The organism is Hyphomonas sp., assembly GCF_046313735.1.
Taxonomy (GTDB): Bacteria; Pseudomonadota; Alphaproteobacteria; order Caulobacterales; family Hyphomonadaceae; genus Hyphomonas.
The window spans coordinates 21,579-38,452 of sequence record NZ_JBKBXW010000028.1 but is presented as its reverse complement, the minus strand read 5'-3'; the positions used below and the strand labels follow the sequence as shown (position 1 = coordinate 38,452).

Sequence of the window (16,874 nt, the reverse complement as noted above, 5' to 3'; positions counted from 1 at the left end):
CGCTGTAACAACGCCTTGTTAGAAGGGCAGCGGACAAGGAGTGCAGGCCCGATGATTCGTTGGATGGTGGTTGCAGCGATGCTGCTGCTCGGCGCGGTGCAGGCCGCCACGGCAGATGTGCGCGATGTGTATACGGTGCGGGGCATCGATGTGAACGAACAGGCCGCCAGCCTGATCGAGGCGCGCGAGCGCGCGATGGCCGCTGCCCGCGTCTCCGCCGCCCGCACCATGATCAACCGCATCACCCTGCCGCGCGACCGCAGCGCCGCCGGCGGGGTGCCGATGGATTCGGCGCTGGCCAGCCGTCTGACGGCTGCCGTCGATGTCGAGGAGGAAGTCGCCGGCGCCGGGCGCTATCGCGGCAAGCTGTCGGTTGTGCTGAACCCGCAGATGGTCCGCGCCCACCTCAACAGTCTCGGCATCCCGTATCTCGACACGCAGGCACCGCTGGCGCTTCTCGTGCCCGTGGCCGCTGATGGCGCAACAGCCGACATGTGGCAGCGCGTCTTCCCGGAACGCTCCAGCGGCGCTCTGGTGCCCTATGTGCGCTCGGCTGCCTTCGGCCACACGGCATTCACCCCCTGGAGCGATCTTTCCGGAGAGGCACTCAGCCAGGGGGCCCGCCGCGCCATCATCGCAGACCTGCAGGGCCGCCCGGGCGCATGGCGCGTGATCCTCAGCGCGGTCACCGCCGGGGGCAGCGAGCCGCTTGGCGCAACCCCGCCCGCCGCCACGATGGAACAGGCCATGGCATCGGTCTCCCTGCTGCTGGATGAAGGCTGGAAGGAAGCCTCCATCATCCGCGACAGCGCGCGCACGGAAGTGAACGCCGCCGTGCGCTACACCTCCCTCGCCGAATGGAACACGCTGCGCTCGGCGCTGGTACGCTCGCCGCTGGTGTCGGATTTGCGCACGCGGGCGGTGGCGCGCGACGGCGCACTGATCACCTTCGCCTATGCCGGGGATGAAGCCCGCCTGAGGCGCGACCTGGCCCAGCGCGGGGTCGCCATCACGCGTGAGGCGGACGGCGCGCTGGCGCTGCGCTCCGCCGCGAGCTTCACCGGCCTGCAGTGAGCGCGGCAGCGGGCGGATCGCCGCCCGGCCAGCCGGCCCCGCCGCTTCTCGGCTTTCCCCCGGCGGCGCCGGATTGGGACCGCCTGATCCGGGGCGCGCCGAACGAAGCCGCCTTTGCCCTCGCAGCCCGCCCGGCGGACTGGGCCACCCCGGCTCTCTGCATCACCGGCCCCGCCCGGTGCGGGCTCAGCTATCTGGGCGAGGCGTGGGCCGCGCGCTTCGGCGGCACCTATCTTCCGGCCGCGACGTTCCGCGCCCTGAAACGTGAGGCGCTCGACGCTCTCTCGGGAATGCCGGTCGCGCTCGATGATGCAGACCTCGCCGTCGTGCGGCGCGACGATCAACTCCTCTCTCTCCTGAACATGGCGGCCAGCCGGGGCGGGCGCCTGCTGCTCCTGTCCCATCGCTCCCCGGCGGGCTGGCGCACCCAGTCGGCAGATCTCCGCTCCCGCCTCAATGCGCTGACGATTGCCGAGATTGCGCCGCCGGATGAAGCGCTGCTCAAGGCGCGGTTGCAGGCCGCAGCCTCGGCGCGCTTCATGAAACTGTCGCGGGAAACGATCAACTATCTGGCCGTCCGGCTCGAACTTTCCTATCAGGCGGGTGAGGAGACTATCGGGCGCCTCAGCGAAGCGGTGAGCCGGACCGGGAAATCGCCGGGCCTGGCGCTCGCACGGCAGGTGCTGGAGGGGACCGAGGGGCCGGATGAGGACGAGGCAAGCGAGGCTGGCGGCGGATGACCCGCACGCCGGCACAGGAGACAGGTGACCCCATGCCAGACGGACAACCGCGCGCAATCCGGCAGCTCATGTCCTCGCCGCAACGCTTCCTGAACCGGGAACTTTCCTGGCTGCAGTTCAACCGGCGTGTGCTGGACGAGGCCAATAACCCCGCCCATCCGCTGCTGGAGCGCCTCCGCTTCCTGTCGATCTCGGCCAGCAATCTCGATGAGTTCGACATGGTGCGCTATGCGGGCCTGCGCGAGCAGGTGCGCGCGGGCCTCTCCCGCCCCGGCCAGGACGGGCTGACCCCCGCCCAGCAGGTCGCCGAAGTCGAAGCCGCCGCGCTGGACCTGATCCGCGCCCAGCTTGCCCAGTGGCACGCCCTGAAAGCGGAAATGGAAGCGCAGGGAATCCACGTGCTTGCGCCGTCCGAGCTTACCCGCAAGGAGCGCAGCGAGCTCGAAGCCTATTTCCACTCCAACATCTTCCCGATCCTGACACCGCTTGCGGTCGATCCGGCCCATCCGTTCCCCTTCATTCCCAATCTGGGCTTCACGGTCGCCTTCGATCTCGAATCCGACGCTGGCGGGGAAGGGCAGGTCGGCATTGTGCCGATGCCGACCTTCGTGCGCCGGTTCATCCGCCTGCAGACGGGCACCAAGCCCGGCATCCGCTTCATTGCGCTGGAAGATGTCATCGGCCTGTTCCTGCCGGAACTGTTCCCCGGCTTCCGCGAGAAGGGCCGCTGCCTGTTCCGCATCGTGCGCGACAGCGATATCGAGATCGAGGAAGAGGCCGAAGACCTTATCCGCGAATTCGAGGTGCTCTTGAAACAGCGCCGCCGGGGCCGGATCGTCCGCCTGCGGATGCAGGCCAGCGCGCCGGAGCACCTGCGCAGCTTCATCCTGCGCGAGATCGGGGCGGAGCCGTCCGACATCGTCCTCTATGATGGAATGCTCGGCATGGCCCGGCTTTCCGAACTCATCGTCGATGACCGGCCGGACCTCCTCTTCCCGGCCTACGAGCCGCGCTATCCCGAGCGTATCCGTGAAATGGGCGGTGACATTCTGGCCTCCATCCGCGCGAAGGACATCCTCGTCCATCACCCCTTCGAGAGTTTCGATGTCGTCGTCCAGTTCGTCCGGCAGGCAGCGGCCGATCCGCAGGTGGTCGCGATCAAGCAGACGCTGTATCGTACGACCAGCAATTCCCCGATTGTCGGCGCGCTGATCGAGGCGGCGGAAGCCGGCAAGACCGTCACCGCGCTGGTCGAGATCAAGGCCCGCTTCGATGAGGAGGCAAACCTGCGCCTTGCGCGCGACCTTGAACGCGCCGGTGTTCAGGTCGTATACGGATTTATCGAATACAAGACCCACGCCAAGGTCTCGCTGGTCGTCCGCCGCGAGGGCAGCGAGCTGCGCACCTACACCCATTACGGCACCGGCAACTACCATCCCGTCAATGCCCGTATCTATACGGATCTTTCCCTCTTCACCGCCGACCCGGCGCTGGGGCGCGATGCCAACCGCCTGTTCAACTATGTGACCGCCTATCGCGAGCCGCCGGAAAACCCGCCGGCCTTCGAGACGATCTCGATGTCGCCTGTCACGCTGAAAGCCCAGCTGATCGAGATGATCGATGCGGAGGCAGCGGCGGCGAAGAAGGGCAAGCCGTCCGGCATCTGGGCGAAGATGAACTCGCTGGTGGATCCCGATGTGATCGACGCACTCTACCGCGCCAGCATGGCGGGGGTGAACATCATGCTCGTCGTGCGCGGCATCTGCTGCCTCAGGCCGGGCCTCCCCGGCATCTCCGAGAACATCACGGTAAAGAGCATCGTCGGACGCTTCCTGGAACATTCCCGCATCGTCTGCTTTGCAAATGGCGAAGCGCTCCCGGCCGCAAACTCGAAAGTGTTCATGTCCTCGGCTGACTGGATGCCGCGCAATCTCACCCGCCGGGTCGAGGTGATGGTCCCGCTTCTGAACCCGACCGTGCACCGTCAGGTGCTGAACCAGATCATGGTCGCAAACCTCAATGATGAATGCCAATCATGGCTCATGCGCCCGGACGGCAGCTATGAGCGGCTTGTCCCGTCTTCGGAGGAAACCGCATTCTCTGCACATGGATACTTCATGGATAATCCCAGCCTCTCCGGCCGCGGCAGCGCGCTGGAAGTCAGCCTGCCGCCGCGCCTGCAACCGCGCGAGATCAAACCGAAATGACCGTGCAGCGCGCCCGTCTCGCCGGAGTGATCGATATTGGCTCCAACTCGGTCCGTCTCGTGATCTGCGAGGTTCTTGGCGGCTCGATCCTGCAGAACTTCAACGAGAAAGTCATGGCCGGCCTCGGCGAAGGTCTGATGAAGACCGGTGAGCTATCGCCCAGGGGCATCGACGCCGCGCTGAATGCGCTCAGCCGCTACCGGGCAATCCTCCGGGCCCTGAATGTCGATACCTATGAAGCCGTCGCCACCGCTGCCGTTCGCGTGGCGGCAGACCGGGACGCGTTCCTCAAAAAGGCCGAACGTATGCTCGGCCGTCCGGTGCGCCTGCTCAGCGGCGCGGATGAAGCGCGCCTCTCTGCGCGCGGGGTCGATCTCAGCATTCACAATCCCATCGGCGTCATCGGCGATCTTGGCGGCTCCAGCCTCGAGCTCAAGCGCATCGGCCTCGCCAGTGGGCAGGGCGAGGAAGGCGACAGCCTGATGCTTGGCCCGCTCGCGCTCAGCGATATTTCCGGCGAGCCAAAGGAACTGCGCCGCCGCGTGCGCGAGGCGCTGAAGGCGAGCGCGGCCTTGCAGGGCGTCTCCGGCCGCTTCTATGCGGTGGGCGGCGCCTGGCGCGCCTTCGGGCGGCTGGTGATGGAGCTCGACCGCTACCCGCTTCAGGTCCTGCAAGGCTTCCAGATGACGGAGGGCCAGATCGCCCGCGCCGCAAAGCTCTGCATCGACTCGCTCGGCAATCCCGGCGCGCGCGCCCAGATCGAGGCGATCGACCGGCGCCGGGCCCGCCATTTCCCGGTGGCCGCTATCCTGATGGAAGAAATCCTGAATGTCAGCGGGCTCGACGGGGTCACCATCTCAGCGGCCGGCGTGCGCGAGGGTGTGGTTCACGAACTTCTGAACATGCCGATCAGCGATCCGCTCACGGATGGTGTCATCGCCTTTGCGCGCCTCGATTCAAACCAGATCGCCTTTGGCCGCGCCCTGCATGAATTCATTGCACCTGCACTTGTTCCGCAGCCGGACCTTTTCGGCTCGCCAGCCGCCGATATCCGCATCGAGAAAGCGGCCTGCATGATGGCCGACAGCGCCGGGCGCTTCCATCCCGATCACCGTGCCGAGATGGCTTATGATCAGGCCCTGCGCGCGCCCTATCTCGGCGTCACCCATGCCGAGCGCGCCATGATCGCGCACGCCATCGGCGCCCGCTATGAGAAGGATTTCCGCCGCCCGCAGGAGCATCTCGCCCTGACCACCGAGCCGCAGGCCGACCGCGCCCGCCAGATCGGCCTGCTGATGCGCCTCGGCGCGGTCTTCTCCGGTCGTTCCGGCCCGATCCTGAAGCGCGCAGAGCTGCGCCGCGAAGGCGAGACGCTGCTCCTGCAGGTCAGCCGCAAGGACGCCAAGCTCCTCTCCGAAACCGTCGAACGCCGCCTCTCCCAGGCCGCCACCCAGCTGCGCCTGAAACCGGCGATGAATGTGCGCTAGCTGGGCCAGCCTGTCCGGATAAGCACTTCAAAAGGAAAGCCAAGACCGATGCCCAGGATCGACATTGCCGAAGCGCCCGAAGGTCAGGGCACCCGCTATCCGGCGCCTTTCGGCGCGCCATGTGCCGGACGGCGCTGGCGGGCGCTGGGCGCGGCGGCGGGGCTGACGCAGTTCGGCGTGAACCTCGTGACGCTGGATGCCGGCGTCTGGTCGTCCCAGCGCCACTGGCATACCGATGAGGACGAGTTCGTCTGGGTGCTGGAAGGCGAAGTGGTGATGGTCACCGATGCCGGCCGTGAGGTGCTGCGCGCGGGCGACTGCGCCGGCTTTCCGGCGGGGCGCGCAGATGGTCACCACTTCATCAATGAAAGCGATGCGCCCGCGCGCCTGCTCGTTGCCGGATCGCGCAGCGAAGCGGACGCCTGCCACTATTCCGACATCGACATGCACCTGCACCCCGGCCGGTATGACGACAGCGCGCCGCGCTACACCCGCAAGGACGGCACGCCGTTCTGATAGCTCACTTCGATGTCAGCCCGCCATCGACGACCAGTTCCTGGCCGGTGATGTAGCTCGACGCGTCCGAGGCGAGGAAGACGATCAGGTTTGCCACTTCCTCCGGCTGGCCGGCGCGCTGCATCGGGGCGGCGCCCATGGCGATCAGGTGCGGGTCGAGTGCGTTGCCGCCCGACGCCTCGGCCATTGCGGCGCGGGCTTCGGGGCGCATCGTCTCGGTCATCCTTGTGATGGATTTCTGCCAGATCGGCGTGTCGATGATGCCGGGATGGACGGAATTGACGCGGATCTTCAGCCCCAGCTGCGCGCATTCCACGGCGGCTGCCTTGCTGAACAGGCGCACCGCGCCCTTGGAGGCGCAATAGGCGCTCGCCCCGGCCGCCCCGCGCAGGCCCGCGACGGAGGAGAGGTTGATGATGGAGCCGCCCGTATCCTTCATCGCCCGCATGGCCGCCCGCGTGCCCAGGAACACGCTATCGGTGTTGACCGCCATCTGCCGCTGCCAGTCGGCGAGGGAGTAGTCCATGAGCGCCCCGGCAATCGCGATTCCGGCATTGTTGACGAGGATCGAGGGCGCCCCCAGCAGGCCCTTCGTGTCGGCGAACACGCTGTCCCACAGCGCCTCATCCACCACATCCTGCGCCATCGCGGCGGCCTTGCCGCCAGCCTTGCCGATCAGCGCAGCGGTCTCTTCGGCGCTCGCCCTGTCGATGTCCGTGGCCATCACGGCGGCCCCCTCGCGCGCCAGCGCAACAGCTGCCCCCCGGCCAATGCCGCTGCCTGCGCCGGTCACGATGGCGACCCGGCCTGATAATTGCCCCATGAATTCCTCCCGTTTTGTCGACCGTTTTGCGGGGCACACTAGCAGCGGCCTCGCTTGACGCGAGCGGTTTATTGGTGTTTTACCCGCCGCTTCATGACGGGATGGTGCGGAGCCGCCGTTGCAATCGTGGGTGCAATGAAGCGCCCACCGGCCCGCGCTGACAATGAGGTACTACAATGTCACGTCGCCATAGCGCGAAGTACAAGATCGATCGCCGCGTCGGTGAAAACATCTGGGGCCGCCCCAAATCCCCCTTCAACAAGCGCAATTACAAGCCGGGCCAGCACGGCCAGAACCGCCGCAACAAGGTCTCCGACTTTGGTATGCAGCTGATGGCGAAGCAGAAGCTGAAGGCTTATTACGGCGACATCACCGAAAAACAGTTCTCCAAGACCTATGAGGACGCCGCCCGGATGAAGGGCAACTCGGCAGAAAACCTCATCGGCCTGCTCGAATCCCGCCTCGATGCCATCGTCTACCGCGCCAAATTCGTGCCGACCGTGTTCGCTGCCCGCCAGTTCGTGAACCACGGCCATGTCATGGTGAACGGCCGCCGCTGCAATATCGGCTCGGCCCGCCTGAAGCCGGGCGATGTGGTGCAGATCCGCGAGAAGTCGCGCAACCTCGCCCTCGTCCTGGAAGCCCTCGGCAGCCCCGAGCGCGATATCCCGGACTATGTCGAAGTCGACCCCAAGGCGATGACCGCCACCTACAAGCGCGTGCCCGCCCTGTCGGATGTGCCTTACCCGGTCAAGATGGAACCGGCCCAGGTGGTCGAGTTCTACTCCTCGTAAGAGACCTGATTTCCTTGAAGTTCTGACAAGGCCGCGCCACACTGGCGCGGCCTTTTCATTTTCCGGAGCCGCGTATCCATGGCCATTCCCTCGATTGCACAGGTCCGCAAGGCCCTGATCGCCCGCCCCGGCAAGCCGTTCGACCTCTCGGCCCGGGACACCGCTGACCGCAGCCTGTTCCCCGACAAGGCCGAAGCCGAGACCAGCCTGCGCAAGGACGCCGCCGTCATCAATGAGCTCAAGGACATGCTCTATGCCGAGGGCAAGCGCGGGCTGATTGTCGTGCTGCAGGGCATGGACACGTCCGGCAAGTCCGGCACGATCAAGGCGGTCTTCTCCGAAACCACTCCGCTCGGCATGGAGGTGAAGGCCTTCAAGGTGCCCAGCAGCGAGGAACTCGCCCGTGATTATCTCTGGCGCGTCCACAATGCCGTGCCCCGGCGCGGCCATGTCGGCATCTTCGACCGCTCGCATTATGAGGATGTGCTGGTCGTGCGCGTGCGCGGCTTTGCGCCGCTGGAGGCGGTCGAGCAGCGCTATGCGCAGATCAATGCCTTCGAGAAACACCTCTGCGAGAATGGCTACACGGTCGTCAAATTCATGCTCAACATCGGCCATGCCGAGCAGGGCGTGCGCCTGAAGGAACGCCTGATGGAGCCGCACAAGCTCTGGAAATTCAATCCCGGCGACCTCGACGACCGGGAACACTGGCCGGACTTCATGAATGCCTACCAGATCGCGGTGGAGCGCTGCTCCACCCGCCATGCGCCCTGGTATGTCATCCCCGCCGACAGCCGCTCGCGCCGCAATGCCATGATCGCCCGCATCGTGCGCGGCGCATTGGAGGACATGGACCTCGCATGGAAAGACCCCGGGCTGGACCCGGGGTCCTACACGATCTGACCGGCGAAAAGCTCAGTCGCGGAAGCTGACGCTTGCGCCGCTGGAGCGGTTGATGTCGCGCACCGGCGGGGCGCCCGCGAAGGTTACGCTGCTGCCGCTCGAGGACGAGGCTTCGGCGAGGTCCCGGGCGGCGACGTTCACCGATGCGCCGCTGGACGAGCGCACATTCGCGCTCTCGCAGGACAGGGTGTCCGCATTGACCGTCGCACCGGACGTTGCGGAGACAGCAATGCTGCGGCAAGGGCCGGTCAGGCTGATGTGCGAGCCGCTGGTGGCGCTGACCTTGAAGGTCGCCGGCGCCGCTGACGTCAGCTCCATCCGCGCCGCCGAGGAGACAGACACGTCATGCGCGCTGGCGCCTGCCGTTGCGACGTTCAGCACCGCACTCGATGAGCCGGATGCCTTCAGCGTTCCGGCGAAGAGCTGGCCGGCATCAATCCGCGCAGCCGAGGAAGCGGTCAGGTCCGCCGTGCCCGGCCGGCCCGCGACGGTCATCCGGCTGCCGGACGAAGCGCGGCCTTCAAACCGCGCCGAGGTGCCAAGGCGAATATCCCCGGTGGAGGACTGGGCAACGGTAAAGCGCTCCAGAGAAGGCGCTGTGATACGCACGGTATAGACCGGCTTGTCGCGGCCATTGACGCGCACGATGCGCCCGTCATTCTTGACCTCGAGCCGCGCATTGTTGCCGAACCAGCCCCGGCGCTTGAGGCTCTCACGCTCGACCGTCAGCACGCCGTTGCGGACCGTGACAACTGCGTCGGAAAAGTCATTCCCGTCGGTCTCGATAATCACTGAGCGCTGCGGCCCTTCCTCGAACACGACATTCATCGCGCCGCGGGTTTCGATCTGGGTAAAGGCGCCGACATTGACGGACTGGGTGCCCGCAAAGGCAGGCAGGGCGGCGAACACAAGGCTGGCAACAAAGGCAGCGGGAATGGCAGCGGGGCGGGTCATGGCAGGCTCCGGTCTGGCGGGTGAAAGGCGTTCCCCCTTATCACTTATCGAAAGACGATATGTCAATCGTTGTTTTTCGATAATTTCTGTCGGTGCGGTCAAGCCCCCCGCAAATTGGCGATCTGTCGCTCGAATTCATTGATCCGAACGGCTTCTTCCATTACGCCCAACACCGGAGAGTGCAGGCATAAGGGATGTCGGGATGAAACGGGCACTGCTCTTCCTGTGCCTCCTCGACGCGGCCGCACTTGCCGATGAGCCGTTGAAGCTGGAGGACGCCGTCAATCCTCCCGCATGGTTCACGTTTCAGGGCGAAACCCGCATCCGCTACGAAACCCTGGACGGCCAGTTCCGGGCCGGCCGGCAGGGGAGCGACCAGCTCTTGCTGTTCCGGACGCTGATGCTGGCAGAGGCCCACGCCGGGCCCGTCTCGATCGGCCTCGAATTGCAGGACAGCCGGACTTACCTTGCCGATGCCGGAACTCCGCTCTCGACCAGCCTGGTCAATCCGCTCGATGTCCTCCAGTTCTATCTGCGGGCAGATGACCTGCCCGGCCTGATCGGCTCCGGCTCGAGCGCTGAGGTCATCCTCGGGCGCCAGACCGTGTCGATTGGCTCGCGGCGCCAGATCGAACGGGTGGATTTTGCGAATGTGATCTTCAGCTATACTGGCGCCCACCTCATCAGCCGGAACCCGCGCGGCGATGCCTTGCACCTGCTGTATGTTGTTCCAACCGCCCGCTTCCCGAACACGCGCCCCGCGCTCGACGACAATGAGCTTTCCGGGGATGAGGAACAATGGGGCCGCCAGATCTGGGGGGTGCATGCCATCCGCGCAAATCTCGCTGGCGACATGGCGCCGGGACTGAGCGGTGAAGCGTTTGTGTATGGACTGGAGGAACGCGACACGCGCCGCTTCCAGACCCCGGACCGGTCATATGTTACGGTCGGAGGCCGGCTGTACCGCGCGCCGCAGCCAGGCCAATGGGACATCGACGTCGAAGCGGCCCGCCGCAAGGGCACGCGCTATGCCACCAGCAGTCCGGCCGATACTCAGAGTCTGTCGGTGGAGGCGGAGATGCTGTTCGCCGCGCTCGGCTACAGTCTTGAAATGGCCTGGCGCCCGCGCCTCGCGCTGGAATATTACTATGCCAGCGGCGACGGCAATCCGGACGATCTGGCGTTTGACCAGTATGAGCGCCTCTTCGGTTCGCGCCGCACCGATCTCAACAACACATCGATCCATGGTCCGCTGACACCCGCCAATATCAGCGCGCCGGGCCTGCGCCTCGAAGTCCGGCCGGATGCGCGCTGGGATGGCTGGGCCCAGTATCATGCGGTCAGCCTTGCCTCCTCCACGGATGCCTGGGTGATTGCCGGCCTCCGGGATCCTGACGGCCAGTCTGGCCGGTTCGTCGGCCACGCCTTTGACACCCGTGCGCGCTACTGGGTGATCCCTGAAAGTCTTCGCCTCGAACTCGGCGCCTCTGTCCTGATATTCGGCGAGTTTGCGAAATCGGTCCCCGGCGGTCCGAACGGCGATCGCACATTGTTCGGATACAGCCAGCTGACGCTCAGCTTCTGACTCCCTGCGCCTGCCTGCGCAGCACCATCGGCGGCTGGCCATAAGCGCGCAGGAAGGCCGTGCGCATTCGCTCGGCCTCGCCGAACCCTGTAGCGGCCGCGATGTCCTGCAGGCTCTGCCGGCTGCCCTCGATGCGGGCGCGGGCCGCTTCCAGCCGCAGCTTCTCGATGAAGCGGGCCGGGGTCGTGCCGGTCTCGGCGCGGAAGAGCCGGGCGAAATTGCGCGGGCTCATCGCCGCTTCCGCCGCCAGCCGCTCGACGCCGAGATCGGCGGCGAGATTTGCCTGCACCCAGCCGATCAGCGCGTCGAACCGCCCGGCGGCGCGGCCAATGTCCTGCATCACCGAGAATTGCGACTGGCCGCCCTGGCGCCGGTGGTAGAGCACCAGCTCCCGCGCAGCCCTGCGGGCCGTTTCCGGACCAAGATCGTCCTCGATCAGGGCGAGGGCGAGATCGATGCCTGCGCTGATACCGGCAGAGGTCCAGAACTTCCCGTCGCGCACATAGATCCGGTCAGCCTCGACCTGTACCTCTGGATAGCGCCCGGCGAGCGCCTCGGCGCGGCGCCAGTGCGTCGTCGCGCGCCGCCCGTCCAGCAGGCCGGCTTCGGCGAGCAGGAAAGCGCCGGAACAGACCGACGCCGTGCGCCGCGCGCGCGCGGAAATGCGCCGGATGGCGTCGATGAGGCGCGCGTCCGCAATCGCCGCGTGCGTGCCTTCGCCGCCGGAGACGATGAGCGTGTCTGGCGCGAGGCTATTGGGCAGGGCTTCGGTGAGCATCGCGGCGCCGGAGGAGGAGCGCACCGCGCCGCCATCGAGGGAGTAGAGCGCCAGCCGGTAGGGCGGCGGCTCCATCCCGCGCATCGGCATCTCGAACGCTGCGACCGGGCCGGAAGCGTCCAGCAGCTGGAAATCCTCAAACAGCAGGATGGCAATTTCCCGGAGCGGCGATTTGGCGGAAATCATGGGAACAATGTCCTTTCTGCCAAACCGGGCTTAAGGCAAGAATGGCACAGCCGCAAGGAGCCCCCGATGAGCCAGCCCGCCTTCACCACCGTCTTCGCGATCTATCCCGATCTCACCCATCTCGATTTCACCGGGCCGCACCAGGTGCTCTGCCGCATCCCGAACTCCGAAACGATCATCGCAAGCCGCGAGGGCGGCGACATCCGCGCCGAAGGCGGGCTGGTGATCGGCCAGACGCGAAAGCTGTCGGAGATCGAGCGGTGCAACCTGATCTGCGTGCCCGGCGGGATGACGGCGACGGAGGTTGCGCTCGATACGGAGTTTGTCGCCGAGCTGCGCCGGCTGGCGCTGGGCGCGCGTTACATCACATCGGTGTGCACCGGTTCGCTGATCCTCGCGGCGGCGGGCCTGCTGGAAGGCAAGCGCGCGGCCTGCCATTGGGGCTGGCGCAGCCTGCTGCCGGAATTCGGCGCGATCCCGGATGACGCGCGGGTCGTCCGTGACGGGAACATCTTCACCGGCGGCGGCGTGACGGCGGGGATCGACTTTGCCTTCACGATGCTCGCCGAAATCGCCGGCGAGGCGTATGCAAAAGCGATCACGCTCGGCCTCGAATACGCGCCCGCGCCGCCCTTCGATTGCGGCCGGCCGGAGCTTGCCGATGGGGAGACTCTGGCGCGGCTTATCGGCACAATGGACAATTCAATGCCCCTGCGCCTCGCGCAGGCGCAGGAGGCTGCCGCGCGCCTCAAGTCTCAGGCAGGAACGGCATAAAGGTCGTAATCGTCCGCGCCGGTGATCTCGGCACGGATGATGTCGCCGGGTTTCAGATGGGCGGCGTTTTCGAGATAGACGACTGCGTCAACTTCCGGAGCATCGGCCTGCGTGCGGGCGATCATCTCGCCCGCCTCGTCGCCCGGCCCGTCGATGATCACGTCCAGTATCCGCCCGACCTGCGCTTCGGCGCGTGCGGCGGAGACTTCCGCCTGTGCCGTCATGAAACGGTGCCAGCGCTCTTCCTTCACCTCTTCGGGAACATGCCCCTCCAGCTTGCCGCTTTCGGCATGGGCGACGTTCTCGTATTTGAAACAGCCCGCCCGGTCGATCTTCGCTTCACGGATGAAGTCGAGCAGGATCTGGAAATCTTCTTCGGTCTCGCCGGGAAAGCCGACGATGAAGGTGGAGCGGATCGCAAGGTCCGGCACAGCTTCCCGCCATTTGGTGATACGGGCGAGCACCTTGTCCTGGTTTCCGGGGCGTTTCATCGCCTTCAGCACCGGCGCGGAGGCGTGCTGGAACGGAATGTCGAGATAGGGCGTGATGAGCCCGTCTGCCATCAGCGGGATGATATTGTCCACATGCGGATAGGGATAGACGTAATGCATCCGTGTCCACACGCCGAGGCTGCCGAGGCCTTTGGCGAGGTCGAGGAAGCGGGTTTCATACTCGCTGCCGCGCCAGGTCTCCGGCTTGTATTTCACATCCAGTCCGTAAGCGGAGGTATCCTGGCTGATGACGAGGAGTTCCTTGACGCCGGCTGCAACCAGCTTCTCCGCTTCCGTCAGCACATGATGGATCGGGCGCGAGACAAGATCGCCGCGCAGCTTCGGGATGATGCAAAAGGAGCAGCGATTGTTGCAGCCTTCGGAAATTTTCAGATACGCATAGTGGCGCGGCGTGAGCCGCAGGCCGCTCTCGGGCACAAGGTCGAGATGCGGATTGTGCGGCGGGGTGAGGTGCGTATGCACCGCGTCCATCACCGCCTCATACTGATGCGGGCCGGTGATCGCGAGCACCTTGGGGTGGGCTTTCTGGATCACATCCGGCTCGGCGCCGAGGCAGCCGGTGACGATCACCTTGCCATTCGCCTCGATCGCCTCGCCGATCGCCGAGAGGCTCTCATCGCGGGCGGAGTCGAGGAAGCCGCAGGTGTTGACCAGCACAAGGTCCGCCCCCGAATAATCCGGCGCGATCTGGTAGCCCTCGGCGCGCAGGCGCGTGATGATCCGCTCGGAATCCACCAGCGCCTTGGGGCAGCCAAGCGAGACGATGCCGACCTTGGGCGTCTTCGCGCCGCGAATGGGGGCAGGGGCAAGGGGTGTCGTGGTCATGCGCGCCCTGCTATAATGAAACCGCTCTTTGGGGAAGCGCGCCTGTGGAAAAGTCATCCGGGAAACCGAACTTCGCCAGGCTGAAAGCGCTGCGCGCAGCGGCGCTGGCGCTGGGCGCGCTCGTTTTTGCCGGCGCTGGCTGGCAGATGGGCGTGTTTACAAGGCCCGAGGTCGCAACGGTCGTGCTGGCCTTCGCCTTCGCTTCGATTGCCTTCAGCGCCTTGTTCTATTTCGGCGCGCTGCTGACCGAAGGTTCCCTGCAGAAATACATCCTGCGCGACGAGACGGTGATCAAGGATGAGACCGTCGACATGGTGACCCATACGGCGCCGTCAGGGGATGACGAGACCGACCGCTGGGTGAAAACCTATGTCTTCGCGCGCAACCTGTTCGGCCTGTCGCTGCTGCCGCTGGCGATCCTGGGGTATCTGTTCTTTTTCAGCTGAAGACGCGATCAGGCCGTCAGCTCGATGCCTTTTTCCGCCATCAGGCCTTTCAGCTCGCCATTCTCGAACATCTCTTTGACGATGTCGCAGCCGCCGATGAACTCGCCCTTCACATAGAGCTGCGGAATGGTCGGCCAGTTGGTGTAGGCCTTGATGCCTTCGCGCAGGGCGGCATCTTCCAGCACATTGGCCGAGACATAATCGACGCCCAGATAGTCCAGGATCTGCACCACAACCGAGGAAAACCCGCATTGCGGGAAGGTCGGCGTGCCCTTCATGAACAAGACAACGTCATTGGTCGTTACGGCCTTTTCGATGGCGTCGAGGGTGGCCTGGTCGGTCATGGGAAGTACTCCGCTGGATGGGTCACATGTGAGACGCCGGGGCGACAGGGTCAAGGGGCGCGTGTCTTCAGGGCGAGGGCGTGCAGGACGCCGCCCATGTTCCCCTTGAGGGCGTCATAGACCATCTGATGCTGGCGCACGCGCGGCACGCCGGCAAACTGCGCGCTGACGATTTCCGCCTGCCAGTGATTGTCGTCTCCGGCGAGGTCAGTCAGCGTGATCTCGGCATCGGGGAAGGCTTCGGTCAGGAATTTCAGAAGCGTGTCGCGGCTCATGCCCATGGCGGCCTCCTGTAACAAGGGAAGACTAGGCACATGCGGCGGCGCGCCTTATGGGTCAAGGCTGGATACAGGCAGGAAAGACAGGCAGATGCAGGCAACAGCGCGGGTTTTCAGGCAAATGGCGGCGGCAGGGGCCGCGCTCCTGCTGGCGGCGGCGTGCAATTCCGGGGTCCGGATGGAAGACCGCTTCCCGGATGTGACCTACCGGGCCCAGTTCATTGAGGCCGGCCCGATGCTGCATATGGCCGAAGTCCTCTCCTCCGACGCCCTCGAAGGCCGGGCCGTCGGCACGCCGGGCAATGAGGCGGCGCGCGGCTTCATACTGAAACGGTTCGAGGAGCTGGGGCTGGAACCTTTCACCGAGGCCGGGTTCGAATATGCCTTCCCGGTGCTGCCCCGGCCGGAGCGCACCTGCAATGCCCCGCCGGAGGAGCGCCGGGGCGTGAACCTGCTCGCCCGCATCCCCGGCCGCACGCCGGGCGAAGGCCCGGTGATGGTGCTGACCGCGCATTACGACCATCTGGGCGCCTGTGACGGCGAGATTTTCAACGGCGCGGACGACAACGCCTCCGGCACGGCGGCGCTGCTGGCGCTCGCCGACTATTTCCGCCGCCGCCCGCCCAGGCATGACATCGTGATCGCCGCGCTGGATGCTGAGGAGCATGGCCTGCTCGGCGCGCGCACCCTTGTGCGGATGCCGGAGCTGGAGATGGAGCGCGTCGCGCTCAACATCAATCTCGACATGGTGAGCCGCTCCGAAGCGGGCGAGCTTTATGCCGCCGGCACCTATCATACGCCCGCGCTGGTCGCCCTGGTCGATGAGGTCGCCGCGCGCGCGCCGGTGACGCTGCTGATGGGGCATGACCGGCCGGAAGACGGCCCGAATGACTGGACGCTGCAATCCGACCACGGGCCGTTCCACCTCTTCGGCGTTCCGTTCCTGTATTTTGGGGTGGAGGATCATCCGGGCTATCACAACCCGACCGACACGTTCGATGCGATCACGCCGGATTTCTATGTTCGCGCCGCTGACACCATCGCCATGGCCGCGCGCGCAGCCGATGCGATGCTGGCCGAGCTTCACGCCCTGAAACGCGACCCTTCAACCCCTGCTGACGCAGAAGGACCTGCCGAATGAGCTTGACTGTCTCCTATATGCTGAAAACCTCCACCCAGCAGACGTTGGGCGCGCTGCGCAGCATTCTCGCGAAGGGCGAGGCCCATGCCCGCGCGCTGAATGTGGAGGACAGCGTGATGCTGTCTTACCGTCTGTATCCGGATATGTTCGCCCTGCCGCGCCAGGTGCAGATCGCCTGCGATACCGCTGCGCGCGGCGCAGCGCGCCTCGCCGGGCACGAGATGCCATCCTTTCCGGATACGGAAGTGACGTTTGCGGAGCTGATGGAGCGCTGCACGAAGGCCATCGCTTATGTGGAGTCGGTTCCGGAAGAAGAGATCGATGCGACCACGACCGAAGTGCTGCAGATCCCGATGGGCCAGATGACCATTCCGATGGAGGGCCGCGCCTACCTGCAGGGCTTCATCCTGACGAATCTGCACTTCCATGCATCCATCGCCTATGGCCTGCTGCGTGCGCAGGGCGTGGCGCTCGGCAAGCGGGACTTCCTCGTGCCGGGCTGAGCCC

Annotated in this window: 18 protein-coding genes; 12 read left to right on the top strand and 6 right to left on the bottom strand. The window is 65.7% G+C overall.

Annotated elements, in window-relative coordinates; all coding sequences use genetic code 11:
- The first annotated feature begins 51 nt into the window (after positions 1 to 51).
- The 5 genes from ACK4SV_RS13650 to ACK4SV_RS13630 are packed head-to-tail and all read left to right on the top strand — an operon-like array spanning position 52 to position 6,024.
- Positions 52 to 1,074 carry a hypothetical protein gene (locus ACK4SV_RS13650; RefSeq protein ID WP_409918393.1) on the top strand — a complete coding sequence of 341 codons (1,023 nt, stop codon included), beginning with the start codon at positions 52 to 54 and terminating at the stop codon, positions 1,072 to 1,074.
- Complete coding sequence (locus ACK4SV_RS13645) at positions 1,071 to 1,814, top strand: chromosomal replication initiator DnaA (RefSeq protein WP_409918392.1); 744 nt, start codon at positions 1,071 to 1,073, stop codon at positions 1,812 to 1,814. The genes ACK4SV_RS13650 and ACK4SV_RS13645 overlap by 4 nt, the downstream gene beginning before the upstream one ends.
- 32 nt (positions 1,815 to 1,846) lie before the next feature.
- Positions 1,847 to 4,021 carry an RNA degradosome polyphosphate kinase gene (locus ACK4SV_RS13640; protein WP_409918391.1) on the top strand — a complete coding sequence of 725 codons (2,175 nt, stop codon included), beginning with the start codon at positions 1,847 to 1,849 and terminating at the stop codon, positions 4,019 to 4,021.
- Positions 4,018 to 5,508 (top strand): Ppx/GppA family phosphatase, encoded by a 1,491-nt coding sequence (locus ACK4SV_RS13635; RefSeq protein ID WP_409918390.1) that lies wholly within the window; start codon positions 4,018 to 4,020, stop codon positions 5,506 to 5,508. Before ACK4SV_RS13640 ends, ACK4SV_RS13635 begins: the two co-directional genes overlap by 4 nt.
- Positions 5,509 to 5,556: 48 nt before the next feature.
- On the top strand, positions 5,557 to 6,024 hold the full coding sequence (locus ACK4SV_RS13630; protein WP_409918389.1) for a cupin domain-containing protein: 468 nt from the start codon (positions 5,557 to 5,559) through the stop codon (positions 6,022 to 6,024).
- A 4-nt stretch (positions 6,025 to 6,028) separates the two neighbouring features.
- On the opposite strand, the gene ACK4SV_RS13625 is transcribed toward ACK4SV_RS13630, so the two are convergent.
- The gene (locus ACK4SV_RS13625; RefSeq protein WP_409918388.1) at positions 6,029 to 6,847 is read right to left on the bottom strand and encodes an SDR family NAD(P)-dependent oxidoreductase; all 819 of its coding nucleotides are present in this window, start codon (positions 6,845 to 6,847) and stop codon (positions 6,029 to 6,031) included.
- Between the two features lie 176 nt (positions 6,848 to 7,023).
- Here ACK4SV_RS13625 and rpsD point away from each other — a divergent pair, with 176 nt between their 5' ends.
- Together rpsD and ACK4SV_RS13615 are read left to right on the top strand one after the other, a co-directional pair.
- Positions 7,024 to 7,641: a 30S ribosomal protein S4 gene (gene rpsD / locus ACK4SV_RS13620; RefSeq protein WP_409918387.1), complete on the top strand. Its 618-nt coding sequence runs from the start codon at positions 7,024 to 7,026 to the stop codon at positions 7,639 to 7,641.
- A 78-nt stretch (positions 7,642 to 7,719) separates the two neighbouring features.
- Positions 7,720 to 8,544, top strand: coding sequence for a polyphosphate kinase 2 family protein (locus ACK4SV_RS13615; RefSeq protein WP_409918386.1), 825 nt, complete (start codon positions 7,720 to 7,722; stop codon positions 8,542 to 8,544).
- Between the two features lie 12 nt (positions 8,545 to 8,556).
- Here the strand turns inward: ACK4SV_RS13615 and ACK4SV_RS13610 are convergent, their stop codons facing one another.
- Positions 8,557 to 9,498, bottom strand: a complete 942-nt coding sequence (locus tag ACK4SV_RS13610; RefSeq protein WP_409918385.1) for a GIN domain-containing protein — start codon at positions 9,496 to 9,498, stop codon at positions 8,557 to 8,559.
- Positions 9,499 to 9,700: 202 nt separating this feature from the next.
- On the opposite strand from ACK4SV_RS13610, the gene ACK4SV_RS13605 reads away from it, so the two are divergent.
- Positions 9,701 to 11,083 carry an alginate export family protein gene (locus tag ACK4SV_RS13605; protein WP_409918384.1) on the top strand — a complete coding sequence of 461 codons (1,383 nt, stop codon included), beginning with the start codon at positions 9,701 to 9,703 and terminating at the stop codon, positions 11,081 to 11,083.
- Here ACK4SV_RS13605 and ACK4SV_RS13600 read toward each other — a convergent pair.
- On the bottom strand, positions 11,073 to 12,047 hold the full coding sequence (locus tag ACK4SV_RS13600) for a GlxA family transcriptional regulator (protein ID WP_409918383.1): 975 nt from the start codon (positions 12,045 to 12,047) through the stop codon (positions 11,073 to 11,075). The genes ACK4SV_RS13605 and ACK4SV_RS13600 overlap by 11 nt on opposite strands.
- 66 nt (positions 12,048 to 12,113) lie before the next feature.
- Between ACK4SV_RS13600 and ACK4SV_RS13595 the strand changes: the two genes are divergently transcribed.
- Positions 12,114 to 12,821 carry a DJ-1/PfpI family protein gene (locus ACK4SV_RS13595; RefSeq protein ID WP_409918382.1) on the top strand — a complete coding sequence of 236 codons (708 nt, stop codon included), beginning with the start codon at positions 12,114 to 12,116 and terminating at the stop codon, positions 12,819 to 12,821.
- Here ACK4SV_RS13595 and rimO read toward each other — a convergent pair.
- Entirely contained in the window at positions 12,803 to 14,158 is a 1,356-nt protein-coding gene (gene rimO / locus ACK4SV_RS13590) for a 30S ribosomal protein S12 methylthiotransferase RimO (protein WP_409918381.1), read from the bottom strand. The genes ACK4SV_RS13595 and rimO overlap by 19 nt on opposite strands.
- 44 nt (positions 14,159 to 14,202) lie before the next feature.
- Here rimO and ACK4SV_RS13585 point away from each other — a divergent pair, with 44 nt between their 5' ends.
- Positions 14,203 to 14,604 carry a hypothetical protein gene (locus tag ACK4SV_RS13585; RefSeq protein WP_409918380.1) on the top strand — a complete coding sequence of 134 codons (402 nt, stop codon included), beginning with the start codon at positions 14,203 to 14,205 and terminating at the stop codon, positions 14,602 to 14,604.
- An 8-nt stretch (positions 14,605 to 14,612) separates the two neighbouring features.
- Here the strand turns inward: ACK4SV_RS13585 and grxD are convergent, their stop codons facing one another.
- Positions 14,613 to 14,948 (bottom strand): Grx4 family monothiol glutaredoxin, encoded by a 336-nt coding sequence (grxD, locus tag ACK4SV_RS13580; protein WP_409918379.1) that lies wholly within the window; start codon positions 14,946 to 14,948, stop codon positions 14,613 to 14,615.
- Positions 14,949 to 14,998: 50 nt separating this feature from the next.
- Positions 14,999 to 15,229, bottom strand: a complete 231-nt coding sequence (locus ACK4SV_RS13575; RefSeq protein ID WP_409918378.1) for a BolA/IbaG family iron-sulfur metabolism protein — start codon at positions 15,227 to 15,229, stop codon at positions 14,999 to 15,001.
- Positions 15,230 to 15,317: 88 nt separating this feature from the next.
- Here ACK4SV_RS13575 and ACK4SV_RS13570 point away from each other — a divergent pair, with 88 nt between their 5' ends.
- Together ACK4SV_RS13570 and ACK4SV_RS13565 are read left to right on the top strand one after the other, a co-directional pair.
- Complete coding sequence (locus ACK4SV_RS13570) at positions 15,318 to 16,367, top strand: M28 family peptidase (protein WP_409918377.1); 1,050 nt, start codon at positions 15,318 to 15,320, stop codon at positions 16,365 to 16,367.
- Positions 16,364 to 16,870 (top strand): DUF1993 family protein, encoded by a 507-nt coding sequence (locus ACK4SV_RS13565; RefSeq protein ID WP_409918376.1) that lies wholly within the window; start codon positions 16,364 to 16,366, stop codon positions 16,868 to 16,870. Before ACK4SV_RS13570 ends, ACK4SV_RS13565 begins: the two co-directional genes overlap by 4 nt.
- Positions 16,871 to 16,874 lie beyond the last annotated feature (4 nt).

What these genes read in the sequence shown, in the direction of transcription:
- ACK4SV_RS13650 (WP_409918393.1), top strand. Translation starts at nt 52, where the DNA reads ATGATTCGTTGGATGGTGGTTGCAGCGATGCTGCTGCTCGGCGCGGTG.
- ACK4SV_RS13640 (WP_409918391.1), top strand. Translation starts at nt 1,847, where the DNA reads ATGCCAGACGGACAACCGCGCGCAATCCGGCAGCTCATGTCCTCGCCG.
- ACK4SV_RS13635 (WP_409918390.1), top strand. Translation starts at nt 4,018, where the DNA reads ATGACCGTGCAGCGCGCCCGTCTCGCCGGAGTGATCGATATTGGCTCC.
- ACK4SV_RS13630 (WP_409918389.1), top strand. Translation starts at nt 5,557, where the DNA reads ATGCCCAGGATCGACATTGCCGAAGCGCCCGAAGGTCAGGGCACCCGC.
- ACK4SV_RS13625 (WP_409918388.1), bottom strand. Translation starts at nt 6,847, where the DNA reads ATGGGGCAATTATCAGGCCGGGTCGCCATCGTGACCGGCGCAGGCAGC.
- rpsD (WP_409918387.1), top strand. Translation starts at nt 7,024, where the DNA reads ATGTCACGTCGCCATAGCGCGAAGTACAAGATCGATCGCCGCGTCGGT.
- ACK4SV_RS13615 (WP_409918386.1), top strand. Translation starts at nt 7,720, where the DNA reads ATGGCCATTCCCTCGATTGCACAGGTCCGCAAGGCCCTGATCGCCCGC.
- ACK4SV_RS13610 (WP_409918385.1), bottom strand. Translation starts at nt 9,498, where the DNA reads ATGACCCGCCCCGCTGCCATTCCCGCTGCCTTTGTTGCCAGCCTTGTG.
- ACK4SV_RS13605 (WP_409918384.1), top strand. Translation starts at nt 9,701, where the DNA reads ATGAAACGGGCACTGCTCTTCCTGTGCCTCCTCGACGCGGCCGCACTT.
- ACK4SV_RS13600 (WP_409918383.1), bottom strand. Translation starts at nt 12,047, where the DNA reads ATGATTTCCGCCAAATCGCCGCTCCGGGAAATTGCCATCCTGCTGTTT.
- ACK4SV_RS13595 (WP_409918382.1), top strand. Translation starts at nt 12,114, where the DNA reads ATGAGCCAGCCCGCCTTCACCACCGTCTTCGCGATCTATCCCGATCTC.
- rimO (WP_409918381.1), bottom strand. Translation starts at nt 14,158, where the DNA reads ATGACCACGACACCCCTTGCCCCTGCCCCCATTCGCGGCGCGAAGACG.
- grxD (WP_409918379.1), bottom strand. Translation starts at nt 14,948, where the DNA reads ATGACCGACCAGGCCACCCTCGACGCCATCGAAAAGGCCGTAACGACC.
- ACK4SV_RS13575 (WP_409918378.1), bottom strand. Translation starts at nt 15,229, where the DNA reads ATGGGCATGAGCCGCGACACGCTTCTGAAATTCCTGACCGAAGCCTTC.
- ACK4SV_RS13570 (WP_409918377.1), top strand. Translation starts at nt 15,318, where the DNA reads ATGCAGGCAACAGCGCGGGTTTTCAGGCAAATGGCGGCGGCAGGGGCC.
- ACK4SV_RS13565 (WP_409918376.1), top strand. Translation starts at nt 16,364, where the DNA reads ATGAGCTTGACTGTCTCCTATATGCTGAAAACCTCCACCCAGCAGACG.